This window comes from Stenotrophomonas sp. HMSC10F07 (assembly GCF_001807895.1).
In the GTDB taxonomy this organism is placed as follows: Bacteria; Pseudomonadota; Gammaproteobacteria; order Xanthomonadales; family Xanthomonadaceae; genus Stenotrophomonas; species Stenotrophomonas sepilia.
The window spans coordinates 14,015-26,723 of the sequence record NZ_KV791378.1 but is presented as its reverse complement, the minus strand read 5'-3'; the positions used below and the strand labels follow the sequence as shown (position 1 = coordinate 26,723).

The window sequence follows — 12,709 nt, the reverse complement described above, 5'->3', positions numbered from 1 at the left end:
ACGCAAAAAGCCGGCGACGCTCGCGCGTGCCGGCTCCGGCTCCATCGCGACGGGCAGGCCCGCCGCAATGAAGATGCGTCCGATCAGTACAGGCGCTGACGCTTGGTGACGTCGCGCGACGAGCGGCGCAGCTGACGCTTCACAGCAGCGGCGGCCTTGCGCTTGCGCTCCTGGGTCGGCTTTTCGTAGAACTCGCGCTTGCGGGTTTCGGCCAGCACACCGGCCTTTTCGCAAGTGCGCTTGAAGCGGCGAAGAGCAAACTCGAAGGGCTCGTTCTCGCGGACTTTGACGCTGGGCATGGAATCTCCGGGACACAGTAGAACCGGGTCACGCCCGGCGAGCCGCACATTATAGCGGCGAATCGACAAACTGCAAGCGGCCAACCCTGAATACGGGCCGGCGGTTCGAAAGCAGTGAGATCTGCACGTCCCCCGAGGGGGCGGCAGGGGCGTCATAATAGCAGGCATGCGAGTCCTTGGCATCGAATCTTCCTGTGATGAGACCGGCGTGGCGGTGTATGACACCGACCTGGCCGGCAGCGCGGCCCTGCGCGCCCATGCGGTCTACAGCCAGATCGCCCTGCACGCCGAATACGGTGGCGTGGTGCCCGAGCTGGCCAGCCGCGACCACGTCCGCAAGCTGCTGCCGCTGGTGCGCCAGACCCTGGCCGACGCCGGCCTGGGCGTGGGCGATATCGATGGTGTGGCCTACACCGCCGGGCCTGGTCTGGTCGGCGCGTTGCTGGTCGGCGCCGGCGTGGCCCGATCGCTGGCCTGGGCGCTGGAGGTACCGGCCGTCGGCGTACACCATATGGAAGGCCACCTGCTGGCTCCGCTGATGGAAGACGACCCGCCGGAAGCGCCGTTCGTGGCGCTGCTGGTGTCCGGTGGCCATACCCAGCTGGTGGCGGTGGACGCGATCGGCCAGTACCGCCTGCTGGGCGAAACCCTGGACGATGCGGCTGGCGAGGCCTTCGACAAGACCGCCAAGCTGATGGGCCTGCCGTACCCGGGCGGCCCGCAGCTGGCCAGGCTGGCCGAGCAGGGCACGCCGGGCGCGTACCGCTTCGCGCGGCCGATGACCGACCGCCCGGGGCTGGATTTCAGCTTCTCCGGCCTGAAAACCCAGGTCCTGATGGCCTGGCGCGACAGCGACCAGAGCGAGCAGACCCGCGCCAACATTGCCCGGGGCTTTGAGGACGCGGTGGTCGAGACCCTGTCAATCAAGTGCGAGCGCGCGCTGGAAGCGGCCGGGACCAACGTGATCGTGGTTGCCGGCGGTGTAGGTGCCAACAAGCGCCTGCGCGCCCGCCTGCAGCAGATGGCCGAGCGCCTCGGCGGCCGCGCCTGCTTCCCGCGGCCTGCACTGTGCACCGACAACGGCGCGATGATCGCCTTCGCTGGCGCACTGCGGCTGCAGGCTGGCCAGCACAGCCCGCCGAAGGTGGATGTGACCCCGCGCTGGGACATGGCGACCCTGCCGGCGGTCTGAGCCGGTAGCGCCGGGCCACGCCCGGCGGACGCTTTACGGACGCCCGGCCAACGGCGACGCCGCCCATACCGTCGTCGCCCGCTCATGGCGCTGCAGCCACCCCAGGGTGTGCGGGCAGCGCGCATGGATCAGCCGCCCGATCGCGGCCAGATCGGCGCCGATGTCGCGCTCGAGGATGGGCTCGTGATGGGCGATGCGGTTGCGCAGGTGGCGGATGCGGTCGAGGTCGGCATGGATGGACCGACGAAGGACGGACAGCGGCACCGAGGGTGCGTGTGGCAGCGCCAGGCCCATGGTCCCGGCCCAGATCGAATGCTCGAACCGTCGAGCGAACAATTGCTGCCAGAAGCCGAATCGCAGTTTGGCGATGACCTCCGGTACATCCCGCGGAGCTCCGGCGCTGCCGCGGACTTTGCATAGCGAGGCAAGGGCGCCTTCGGCAGGAAGGCTGCGCAGCAGCGCTGGATGCCAGGGCCAGCATCGACCATAACGATGCACCAGTGCCGTAGCGGCTGCATTGCGGATCACAACTTCACAGATGTGCAACGGTGGCAGGAGAGCAGCACACATCTGCATGTTCCAGGCATAGAGCGTGGCGGGATCGGATTCGCAACGAGAAGCGATGCGCTCGTAGGTCGACCATCTCTGCCGGGATAGTGCTGCCTGCAGGATCCTGCTTTCCTTCATCAACTCACTCCCAGGGAACGTGGTTTCACGTTGACCCTGGGAACGAGGTAGGAACATCAGAAAACGGCATCATGATCGTCAGTGTTTTTTCGTGGATCGGCTCGGTTTTTCGGCCGGTCGTCTGCCGTGACGCATTTGCCAATTGACTGGTCTGGGGGGCACTCCTAACCTTGCGGCGTGTGCTCCGGGACTCGCGGCTGGATTCCAGCTTCCCCTGGGGACGTTGAGAGGTACCAAAGGGCCCCGCTAGCAGGGCCCTTTGTCTTTTGAGACACCGGCACAGTCGTAATCGCCTCTTGTTCAGCAGGCCTGACCTGCTTCAATTTCAAAGCCTGCGCCACCGGACCCGCGGCTGTTCAACAGCCCCCCCGGGGACAAACGGTAGTACCAAAGGGCCCTGCTAGTGGGGCCCTTTGTTTTTTCCGGCGCCGTCTCCCTGTCGGCCGCTCACCGCCCGTTCCGGGCAGGGTCACCGCCGTGCCGTTACCATGGCCGCCTGTATTGGCGCTGGTAACCGCAATGGACAAGGTTTTCATCGAGGGGCTGACGATCGACGCCCTGATCGGTATCTACGATTGGGAGCGACGGATCCGCCAGGACCTGGTGTTCGACCTGGAAATGGGCTTCGACAACCGTCGCCCTGCGGCCACCGACGACATCGCCCACACCCTGAACTACAAGGCGGTGAGCAAGCGCCTGGAGCAGTTCGTGCGCGAGTCGGAGTTCGGCCTGGTCGAGACGCTGGCCGAGCGCTGCGCGCAGATCGTGCTGGACGAGTTCGACGTGAAGTGGCTGCGCCTGAAGCTGAGCAAGCCGGGCGCGGTGCGCGGCGCGCGCGCGGTGGGCGTGATCATCGAACGCTCGCGGGACTGATCCGGTAAATCCGGCCGCCGGCCGGCAACCCCAACAACAACGACAAAGCAAGGAGACAACGGATGGTGGATGCGGTGGTGGCGGTACAGTGGCTGGAACGGCTGCAGAACACACTGGAACCCTATCCCGGCGCCTACCTGGCGTTGATGATCTCGGCGCTGCTGATCGCCGCCGGCCTGGCCAATTGGGTGACCAAGCGCATCCTGCTGCGTGGCCTGCGGCGCCTGTTGCAGCGCCTTCCAGGTGCCGAGTCCGGCCGCGGCAGCCACTTGATGCGGGTGATTTCGCGCCTGTCCAACGTGGTGCCCAGTCAGGTGATCGCTTCGGGCATCACCCTCATCCCCGACCTGCCGCCCAGCCTGGTCAACGTCATCATCAAGCTGTGCATCGTGTGGGCCGTACTGACGGTGTCGATGGCGTTCTCGCATGCGCTGGACGCGGCCAACAGCCTGTACGAGCGCAAGCCCGATGCGCGCAACAAGCCGATCAAGGGCTACCTGCAGGTGGTCAAGATCGTGGTGTTCGTGGCCGCCGGCCTGTCCATCGTCGCCACCCTGCTTGGGGTGAAGCTGGGCCCGCTGGTGACCGGCCTTGGCGCCGCCACCGCGGTGCTGATGCTGATCTTCCAGGACACCATCCTGTCACTGGTGGCCAGCGTGCAGATCAGTGGCGATGGCCGCGTGCGCATCGGCGACTGGATCGAGATGCCCAGCCAGAACGCCGACGGTGACGTCATCGACATCGCCCTGCACACCATCACCGTGCAGAACTTCGACAAGACCATCACCACCATCCCGACCAAGAAGCTGGTGACCGAGTCGTTCAAGAACTGGCGCGGCATGCAGGAGGCCGGTGGCCGCCGGATCAAGCGCGCGCTGTACCTGGACCAGCACAGCGTCGGCTTCCTGGACGAGGGCGACCTGGCCTTCCTCGGCGAATTCGCGCTGCTGCGCGACTACCTGCGTGAGAAGGAACAGGAGCTGGGGCAGTGGAACGGGCGCCTGCGCGAGCAGGGCGTGGCCGAGGTCAACAGCCGCCGCGTGACCAACCTGGGCACCTTCCGCGCCTACGTGGAGCGCTACCTGCGCAGCCACCCGGGCATCCATACCGACATGACCCTGCTGGTGCGGCAGCTGCAGCCCACCACCGAAGGCCTGCCGCTGGAGCTGTACTGCTTCACCCGCAGCACCGCCTGGAGCGAGTACGAGGCCGTGCAGTCGGACATCTTCGACCACCTGCTGGCGATTCTGCCGGCGTTCGGCTTGCGGGTGTTCCAGGCCTCCAGCGATGCCATGTTGATGGCCGGGCAGCGCCAGATGGCCGGCTCGGAGTAAGCTGCGGTGCTCCCGGTGGGACCATACGGGCCCCGCTGTTGGCTGAAACTGAACGAAGAAACCTCTCGCCAAATGGCTCGGGATCGCTAGAATGCCGGGCTTGTAAACGTTTTCATCAAGGACTGCCGGTGGCCTCCGATCGCATCGAATCCCTCATTGCCCAGATGACCGTCGAGGAAAAGGTCGGCCAGCTGGGTGTCTTCGCGGACATGGTCCGCCCGTTCGCCCCGGACGTGAACCCGGAAGCCAACGTGCGCAATGCCGACCAGGTGCTGCAGCAGGTGCGCGAGGGCAAGGTCGGCTCGCTGTTCAACGGCGTGGGCGCCGAGTTGGGCCGCCGCATCCAGCAGGTCGCCACCGAGGAGAGCCGCCTGGGCATCCCGGTGATCCTGGCCGCCGACGTCATCCACGGCATGCGTACCGTGTTCCCGATTCCGTTGGGCGAGGCCGCCAGCTTCGAGCCGGACCTGGCCGAGCGCACCGCGCGCGCCACCGCCATCGAAGCCACCGCTGCCGGCCTGCACTGGACCTATGCCCCGGCCGTGGACATCGCCCGCGACCAGCGCTGGGGCCGGGGTGCCGAAGGTGCCGGTGAGGACGTGGTGCTGGGTTGTGCGTTCGCCGCCGCCCGCGTGCGTGGCTTCCAGGGCAGCGACCTGCGCGCCGCCGATTCGCTGCTGGCCACGCCGAAGCACTTCGCCGCCTACGGCGCGGTGATGGCCGGCATGGAATACAACATGGTGGACATCTCGCCGCAGACCCTGCGCGATGTGCACCTGCCGCCGTTCAAGGCCGCCTTCGAGGCCGGCGCGATCACCGTGATGTCCTCGTTCAATGACATCAACGGCGTGCCGGCCAGTGCCAACGCTGAACTGCTGACCGACATCCTGCGCGGCGAATGGAAGTTCCCGGGCGTGGTGATCTCCGACTACACCGCCGACATGGAGCTGGTCGCCCACGGCTATGCAGCCGACGACCGCGATGCCACCGCCAAGGCATTCACCGCCGGCCTGGACCTGAGCATGCAGAGCGGCTTCTACGCCGAGCACCTGCCGGGCCTGGTCGAGAGCGGCGAAGTGCCGATGGCGGTGCTGGATGAAGGCGTGCGCCGCATCCTGTGGCTGAAGGAAACCATCGGCCTGTTCGACGACCCGTACCGTTCGCTGGACCCGGCGCGCGAAGCGGATACCTCGCATATCGCTGCGCATGATGAACTGTCGCGCGATGCCGCGCGCCGTTCGATCGTGCTGCTGAACAACCGCGACAACGTGCTGCCGCTGCAGAAGACCGGGCAGAAGATCGCGCTGATCGGCCCGTTCGTGCAGGACCGCGAGAACATCGAAGGCTGCTGGACGCTGTTCGGCGACAAGCAGCGTTACGTCGACCTGGAAACCGGCGTGCGTGCCGCCATCGGCGACGAAGCGCTGCTGGAAATCGTGCCGGGCTGCGAACTGGAAGCGGCCATTCCGGGCGGTACCGAAGCGGCGGTGGCTGCCGCGCTGCGCGCCGATGTGGTGGTGCTGGCGCTGGGCGAACCGCAGCGTTACAGCGGTGAAGCGCAGTCGCGCGTGGAGATCACCCTGCCGCCGGCACAGCAGGCACTGGCCGAGGCCGTGGCGATGACCGGCAAGCCGCTGGTGGTGCTGCTGCGCAATGGCCGCGCGCTGGCGCTGCAGGGCGCGGTGCGCAATGCGCAGGCCGTGGCGGTGACCTGGTACCTGGGTACGCAGACCGGCCATGCCGTGGCCGATGTGCTGTTCGGTGACTACAGCCCGTCCGGCCGCCTGCCGGTCAGCTTCCCGCAGGTGTCCGGCCAGCAGCCGTACTTCTACAACCACCCGCGCACCGGCCGTCCGGAGCTGCCGACCATGTCGGAGTTCAAGGCCCGCTGGCGCGAGATTCCGAACGAGCCGCTGTACCCGTTCGGCCACGGCATCGGCTACACCACCTTCGCCTACGGCGTGCCGCAGCTGAGTGCTGTGCAGCTTGGCTGGGACGACACCCTGACCATCACCACCACGCTGACCAACAGCGGTGATGTGGCCGGGGAGGAAGTGGTGCAGTTGTACATCCACGACCGCGTGGCCAGCCGCGTACGTCCGGTGCGTGAGCTGAAGGACTTCCGCAAGGTGGCGCTGCAGCCGGGCGAGTCTGCCGACGTGGTGTTCACCCTGACCCGCGAGCAGTTGGCGTTCACCGGCCGCGATGGCGTGCTGCGTGCCGAGCCGGGCCAGTTCGACCTGTGGGTCTGCGCCTCGTCGGCCGCCGGCGAAGCCGTGCAGTTCGAACTGCTGAAGGCCTGATCAGAAAAAAGGGGACGGAGGGGATTAAGTCGTTTGTGCCACTAACGACTTAATCCCCTCCGTCCCCTTTTTGTTGCCGTCACTGTGGCGGCGCTACCATCGGGCTTCCTGTTTCGATGGAGTGCGCGTATGCGCCGGATGGCCTACCTGATTCCCGCTCTGCTGCTCGCGGCCTGTTCGCAGCCTGAGCCGCCGGCGCAGCCTGCGGCGGATGCGCCGCCGCCGATGGAAGCGAACGCGGCAGCGACGCCTGCCGCTGAACCGGCGGCGCCGGCTGCCGAACCTGCCGCCGCCGCACCGGCTGCGGAGGCGCCCGCCGAGGACGCGCGTGCGCGCATCGAATCGCTGCTCGGCGATGCCGCGCAGTTCGAGAAGGTCTTCAACGCGTTCAAGACCGCCGTGGTCGGCGGTGATCGTGCCGCGGTGGTCGAGCAAGTGCGCTTCCCGTTGAACATCAGCGACGGAAAGAAGATCACTGGCCCCGGTGAGTTCCAGCGGAACTACGAGAAGATCATTACCCCGGCGGTGGTCAAGGCAGTGTCGGAGCAAGACTTCGGCAAGGTCTTCGTCAACCAGCAGGGCGTGATGATTGGCGATGGACAGGTGTGGTTGAACGGAACGTGCCTGGACAAGGCCTGCACGCAGACCGAGGTGAAGGTCATCACCATCCAGTGAACGCAGACGGCCCCGCACGCGGGGCCGTTGCGGAGAAACGTGCCGGCCAGCGGCCGGCGGCACCTCATGCCTTCGGCGTGAGCTTCAGCAGGCGCGCCTTGCTGCCGTCTTCCAGCAGCCACAGGGCGCCATCCGGGCCCTGTTCCACTTCGCGGATGCGCTCGCCCATGTTGAAGCGTTCGGCTTCGCGCGCGCTGTCGCCATCAAAGGCCACGCGCACCAGCGAGGTGGACGACAGGCCGCCGATGAAGCCGCTGCCCTTCCACTGCGGGAACAGGCTGCCGCTGTAGATCATGAAGCCGGCCGGCGAGATCACCGGCGTCCAGGTCACCTTCGGGGCGGCGAATTCCGGGCGGGTGTCGTGGTCGGGAATCGGACGGCCGTCGTAGTGGTCACCGTTGGAAACGATCGGGTAGCCGTAGTTGGCGCCACGCACGATCAGGTTCAACTCGTCGCCACCGGCGGGTCCCATCTCATGCGCCCACAGCTTGCCGTTGGCGTCGAAGGCCATGCCCAGGATGTTGCGATGGCCCAGCGACCACACCTGTGCGGCAACCCCGCCCTGTGAGGCGAACGGGTTGTCGGCGGGCAGGCTGCCATCGTCGTTGAGGCGGATGATCTTGCCGAGGTTGCTGCCCATGTCCTGGGCCGGATCGAACTTCTGGCGCTCGCTGGAACTGATCCACAGCTTGCCGTCCGGGCCGAACGCGAGGCGATGCCCGTAGTGGCCCTCGCCGCTGACCTTGGGGCTCTGCCGCCAGATCACTTTCAGGTCCTTCAGCTGGCCACCCCCGTCGGCATCCAGTGCCAGCGTGGCCCGGGCCACCGCGGCACCGCGGGTGTCGAGCGTGCCTTCCTCGGCGTAGCTGACGTAAACAACATGATTCTGGGCGAAGTCCGGGTGCAGGATGATGTCGCCGAAGCCACCCTGGCCACCATAGGCGACCTTGGGAACGCCGGTGATCTCGTGCTTCTGTCCGTTGGCCGGGTCCAGGTGCTGCAGCGTGCCGCGCTTTTCGGTGACCAGCAGGCTGCCGTCGGGCAGGAAGGTCATCGCCCAGGGCTGGTCGAAGCGGCTGACGTCGGTGGCGGTGAACGGCCGCTGGTCGGTGGCGGTGGCTGCAGGCGCTGTGGCCTGGGCGGTACCCGAAGCCGGATCGGCGGCGTTGCAGGCGGAGGTGGCGAGGATCGGTACGAGGCCGAGGGCGAGCAGCAGGGGCGTACGGGTCATGGGTATCTCCAGGGCGGGGATGCGGATGGCCGGGCTGCTCCTTGTATACCACCGCAGCCGTTACCGTCGTGGCCCGAAGGTCCTGCGCCCCCTGTGCGGCAGCGGCGGGATCGTCTAGGGTGGGCACGCCCGGGCAAGCATGCCCGTCTGCCTGCCAAGGACCTGCAATGAATACTGCCATGCCTCACAAGCCCTCCACCGCCTTCATCGCCGCCTCGTGGGTGGCCCTGCTGCTGGGTGCGGCGGCGTACCTGATCGGCCTGTTCAATGCCACGATGGCGCTCAACGAGAAGGGCTACTACCTGACCCTGCTGCTGTTCGGCCTGTTCGCGGCGGTGTCGCTGCAGAAGAGCGTGCGCGACCGCGTCGAAGGCATTCCGGTCAGCGGCCTGTATTACGCGCTGTGCTGGTTCGCGTTGTTGTCGGCGCTGATGCTGCTGCTGGTCGGCCTGTGGAACGCCACGCTGGCACCCAGCGAGAAGGGCTTCTACGGCATGGCGTATGCGTTGTCGTTGTTCGGTGCGGTGGCTGTGCAGAAGAACACCCGCGACCTGATCGCCGCCGGTGGTGGCGAGAGCAAGCGCAGCGCGATCGTGCCGCCGCTGCCTGAACAGGAATGATTCGGTAGCGCCGAACCCATGCTCGGCTCAGCCGAGCATGGCTCGACCCTAAACGTGGGGCGAGAGCCGAGCGTAGGCTCGGCTCTACAGCAGCCTGGTGCTATCGCTTCAAGCGCGGATCCGCCAGCTGCGCTTCGTCCCAGCCACGGCGCACGGCGTTGCGTGCCTGCGCCCAGTCCAGGCGACTGCGGCCACGTTCGCTGGCCCAGCGCGATTCCAGTTCGCGCTCCACTTCCTCGTAGGCGCGGATCATGTCCTGCGCGCGCGCGGCATGGCCGATCCGGTAGGCCGGCTCGTAGTCCTCGAAGAACAGTTGGTCGTCGTAGTACGGCTCGGCGGTGTAGCGCTCGCGCCAATAGTCGCTGACCGCGTCGCGCGGCGTGCTGTCGTCCGGTACGCGGCCGGGAATCTGGTACTCGGTCATGAAAAGGCTCCGTTGTGGACGAAGCCTGATCGTGCCTGCGTGGCGGTTAACGGTCCGGTCCGACAGCGTGATTGCCAGATCAATCCGCCGGGCATGGCCCGGCGCTCCGTTCACCCGGCGTCCGCATCCTTGCGCGGCAGCGTGTAGATCACCGCGCCAATGACGAACGCGACCAGTGCAGCGGCGATGTTCTGCCAGCTGGCACTGGCGAACAGGGCCAGGCACAGCAGCAGCGCCAGTATCGGAATCAGCGGGCCACCGGGCAGCTTCAACGCGCCTGGGCGATCCGCGTAGCGCTTGGCCAGCACCAGGACGGCGGCAGCGGTGCCGATGTAGGCGAACAGGCGCGTGGTCATCGACAGCAGGGCGAGCTGCACGAACGAACCGGACAGCGCCAGTCCGAGCGCGATCAGGCCCTGGCACAGGATCGATGCGGCCGGCGTATGGAAGCGCGGATGCACCTGCGCCAGGATCTTCGGGCCGTAGCCATCGCGGGCCAGTGCGAACAGGAATCGCGGGCCCATCATCATCGTGTTGCTGTTGGTACCCAGGATGGAGATGGTCGCGCCGATGGTGAGGATCAGTGCCAGGGCCTCGCCGCCGAAACCGGCTGCGGCGTCGGCCAGCGGCGTGGCCGAGCTGGCCAGGCCGGCCAGCGTACCCTGCGCCACCACCTGCACCGCGCCATAGATGACGGTGACAGTGATGATCATGGTGATCAGCGCGAACGGAATATCGCGGCGTGGATTGCGGTACTCGCCGGCCGCGGCCGGGATGTTCTCGAAGCCGGCGTAGGCGTACAGCAGCAGCAGGGCGGCCTCGCCCATCCGTTGCAGGTCATGCGGGTCCGGGCGCTGGCCGGAGAAGGCCAGCTGTGGATCGATATAGAACGCGCCGATGGCCACGAACAGCAACAGCGGCAGCATCTTGCCGATCACCAGCACCACGCCGGTGCGCGCGGCCGAGCGCACGCCGATGATGTTGACGCCGGTCAGGAAGCCCAGCGACACCACGATCACCGCGATGCGACCCATGCCGGCGCCGGCCCACGGCCAGAAGCGCGCGACCGCATCGGCCAGCGCGTTGCTCAATGCGGCCGCCGAGCTGATGCGGGTCAGCCAGATCATCCAGCCGATCTCGAACCCTGCGAAGCGGCCGAAGGCCTCGCGTGCGTAGAGGTAGCTGCCACCGGGTTCATCGAAGTAGCTGGCGGCCTGCGCGTAGCACAGCACCAGCAGCGCGACGACGATGCCAGCGGCGACCACGCCCCACAGGCTGAAGGGGCCGAGCAGGGCAACGGTGGCGGCCGGCAGCAGGTAGATACCGCTACCGATCACATCGTTGATCGACAGGCCGACGATCTGCCAGCGGCTGACCGCGCGCTGCAGCTGTGGTTCGTCCTGCGCGCTCAACGGGCGTCTCCGCTCAGCGCGGGCAGCTGCCACTGCGCCTCCAGTCGCTGGTACTCGGTGCGCGGCAGCAGCACGAAGCGCGGCGTATCCTGCGGCCGCAGCCAGTCCAGCAGCGCCTGCATGCGCGCTTGTGGCATGGCGGTACAGCCGGCGGTGGCCTCGCCGGGCGTGCGCCACAGATGGGCGAAGATGCAGCTGCCCTTGCCGGGCTGGTTGTCCGGGTTGTGGGCGATGACGAAGCCCTCCCGGTAGCGCACGTCGCCCTTGTTGTGCAGATCCAGCCGCATCGGCTCGGTGGAGCCCTTGATCGCTGCACTGCCGACTTTCTTCTCATCGACGATGCGGTTGTAGAACGGCGAACCGGGCACGTCCATGCAGTAGCTGCTGTCCAGCATCGGCTGGTAAGGCATTGCGGTGCCGGGGCGTGTGACGGCATAGCCGAACGCACTGCCGAGCGCGAATATGCCGGCCGGGCTGCGACCGTCTCCTTCCTGCTTCTGCGGGCCATCGGCCTGTGCCGGATGCAGGCCCAGTCCCCAGGCGCTGCCGGTACGGCCGAGCGCCACCGGGAACGCCTGTCCGTGCGTGTGCCAGCCCTTGCCATCGCGCACATAGGCCTGCAGCTGCCCTTGGGTACTGTCCCAGCCATCGCTGGTGACCACGATCAGCTGGCGCGCGCCATCCAGCGGCGCCGCCTGAACGGACACCGTCGCAGCAAGCAGCAGCGCAGCGGTAGCGAGGCGAACCAGCGATTTCATCAACAGGTGCTCCGGTCAGGAATCCAGCAGGTGGTCGATCCGCTCCAGGTTCACCGCCAGCTGCTGCTGGCGGTCCGGATTGGTGTGGCAGAGCAGCACGAACAGGAAATCGAGCAGGGCGTGCATGGCGCTACGGTACAGCAGCTGCGCGACCTGCGGCGTGCGGTCGTGCGCGCAGACCGCCAGTGCCGCATCAGCATGCGCGCGCAGCGGGTTGGCAGTGTGGCGGGTAATGGAAATCACCTTGCCACCCATGTCCTGGAACTGCCGCGACAGCTGCGAAAGCTGCGGCAGGTTGCCGAATTCGGAGAACACCAGCAGCACATCGCCGGGGCGTGCGGCCGACAGGTTGGCCAGCATCAGGATCGGGTCGGTATGCGGCACGACCAGCAGGCCGAGCAGCGACAGCCGCATGGCGAACTCGCGGGCGAACAGGCCGTCGTCACCCAGGCCATGGACGAACAGCTTGGGTGCGCCGTCGAGCAGCTGCACGATGCGCTCGATCTCCTCGCGTGGATTGGCCTGGCGTGTTTCCTCCTCGGCCTGCGCCTTGCTGCGGCGCAGGGCCTCGCCCAGGCGCAGGTAGTCATCGCCGCTGTCGGGTTCGCTGGGCACCTGTTGTGGATCGGCACCGGCGCGGGCCACGTCCTGGCCGATCGAGTACTTCAGGTCCGGGTAGCCCTTGAAGCCGAGCTTCTGGCTGAACTTCACCACGCTGGACTGGCTGATGCCCAGCGCACTGGCCAGCTGCTGCGATGAGTAGTCGCGCAGCAGGTGGGCGTTGTCGAGGATGAAGTCGGCGATGCGGCGCTCGATGGCAGACATCTGCCCGCGCTCGGTGCGGATCTTCAGCAGGGGCGGCATGCGGGGCGTCCGGGCATGTGTAGGCGCGTTGCGGTTG

The 12,709-nt window shown here is 67.1% G+C and carries 13 protein-coding genes; 6 read left to right on the top strand and 7 right to left on the bottom strand.

Annotation, left to right across the window (positions count from 1 at the left end; genetic code table 11):
* Window positions 1–83 precede the first annotated feature (83 nt).
* The gene (gene rpsU, locus HMPREF3114_RS10015; protein WP_002808376.1) at window positions 84–299 is read right to left on the bottom strand and encodes a 30S ribosomal protein S21; all 216 of its coding nucleotides are present in this window, start codon (window positions 297–299) and stop codon (window positions 84–86) included.
* A 166-nt stretch (window positions 300–465) separates the two neighbouring features.
* Here rpsU and tsaD point away from each other — a divergent pair, with 166 nt between their 5' ends.
* Window positions 466–1,491: a tRNA (adenosine(37)-N6)-threonylcarbamoyltransferase complex transferase subunit TsaD gene (gene tsaD / locus HMPREF3114_RS10010; protein WP_005415014.1), complete on the top strand. Its 1,026-nt coding sequence runs from the start codon at window positions 466–468 to the stop codon at window positions 1,489–1,491.
* 33 nt (window positions 1,492–1,524) lie between these two features.
* On the opposite strand, the gene HMPREF3114_RS10005 is transcribed toward tsaD, so the two are convergent.
* Complete coding sequence (locus HMPREF3114_RS10005) at window positions 1,525–2,178, bottom strand: hypothetical protein (RefSeq protein ID WP_053498702.1); 654 nt, start codon at window positions 2,176–2,178, stop codon at window positions 1,525–1,527.
* 519 nt (window positions 2,179–2,697) lie between these two features.
* Between HMPREF3114_RS10005 and folB the strand changes: the two genes are divergently transcribed.
* From folB to HMPREF3114_RS09985, 4 genes are all read left to right on the top strand, one after another.
* A complete protein-coding gene (gene folB, locus HMPREF3114_RS10000; RefSeq protein WP_005415016.1) occupies window positions 2,698–3,051 on the top strand; it encodes a dihydroneopterin aldolase in 354 nt (117 codons plus the stop codon).
* A gap of 62 nt (window positions 3,052–3,113) precedes the next feature.
* A complete protein-coding gene (locus HMPREF3114_RS09995) occupies window positions 3,114–4,385 on the top strand; it encodes a mechanosensitive ion channel family protein (protein WP_053498700.1) in 1,272 nt (423 codons plus the stop codon).
* Window positions 4,386–4,513: 128 nt separating this feature from the next.
* A complete protein-coding gene (locus HMPREF3114_RS09990; RefSeq protein ID WP_005415018.1) occupies window positions 4,514–6,688 on the top strand; it encodes a glycoside hydrolase family 3 N-terminal domain-containing protein in 2,175 nt (724 codons plus the stop codon).
* Between the two features lie 129 nt (window positions 6,689–6,817).
* Window positions 6,818–7,363: a hypothetical protein gene (locus HMPREF3114_RS09985; RefSeq protein ID WP_053498696.1), complete on the top strand. Its 546-nt coding sequence runs from the start codon at window positions 6,818–6,820 to the stop codon at window positions 7,361–7,363.
* Between the two features lie 64 nt (window positions 7,364–7,427).
* Here HMPREF3114_RS09985 and HMPREF3114_RS09980 read toward each other — a convergent pair whose 3' ends face one another.
* Window positions 7,428–8,594 (bottom strand): PQQ-dependent sugar dehydrogenase, encoded by a 1,167-nt coding sequence (locus HMPREF3114_RS09980; protein WP_053498695.1) that lies wholly within the window; start codon window positions 8,592–8,594, stop codon window positions 7,428–7,430.
* A gap of 167 nt (window positions 8,595–8,761) precedes the next feature.
* Between HMPREF3114_RS09980 and yiaA the strand changes: the two genes are divergently transcribed.
* On the top strand, window positions 8,762–9,214 hold the full coding sequence (yiaA, locus tag HMPREF3114_RS09975; protein ID WP_014645710.1) for an inner membrane protein YiaA: 453 nt from the start codon (window positions 8,762–8,764) through the stop codon (window positions 9,212–9,214).
* A gap of 100 nt (window positions 9,215–9,314) precedes the next feature.
* Here yiaA and HMPREF3114_RS09970 read toward each other — a convergent pair whose 3' ends face one another.
* From HMPREF3114_RS09970 to HMPREF3114_RS09955, 4 genes are all read right to left on the bottom strand, one after another.
* Complete coding sequence (locus tag HMPREF3114_RS09970) at window positions 9,315–9,638, bottom strand: hypothetical protein (protein ID WP_005415023.1); 324 nt, start codon at window positions 9,636–9,638, stop codon at window positions 9,315–9,317.
* Window positions 9,639–9,748: 110 nt separating this feature from the next.
* Entirely contained in the window at window positions 9,749–11,050 is a 1,302-nt protein-coding gene (locus HMPREF3114_RS09965; protein WP_070489699.1) for an APC family permease, read from the bottom strand.
* Window positions 11,047–11,808: a L,D-transpeptidase family protein gene (locus tag HMPREF3114_RS09960; RefSeq protein ID WP_070489697.1), complete on the bottom strand. Its 762-nt coding sequence runs from the start codon at window positions 11,806–11,808 to the stop codon at window positions 11,047–11,049. Before HMPREF3114_RS09960 ends, HMPREF3114_RS09965 begins: the two co-directional genes overlap by 4 nt.
* A 15-nt stretch (window positions 11,809–11,823) precedes the next feature.
* Window positions 11,824–12,672, bottom strand: coding sequence for a MurR/RpiR family transcriptional regulator (locus HMPREF3114_RS09955; RefSeq protein ID WP_053498690.1), 849 nt, complete (start codon window positions 12,670–12,672; stop codon window positions 11,824–11,826).
* Window positions 12,673–12,709: the final 37 nt, after the last annotated feature.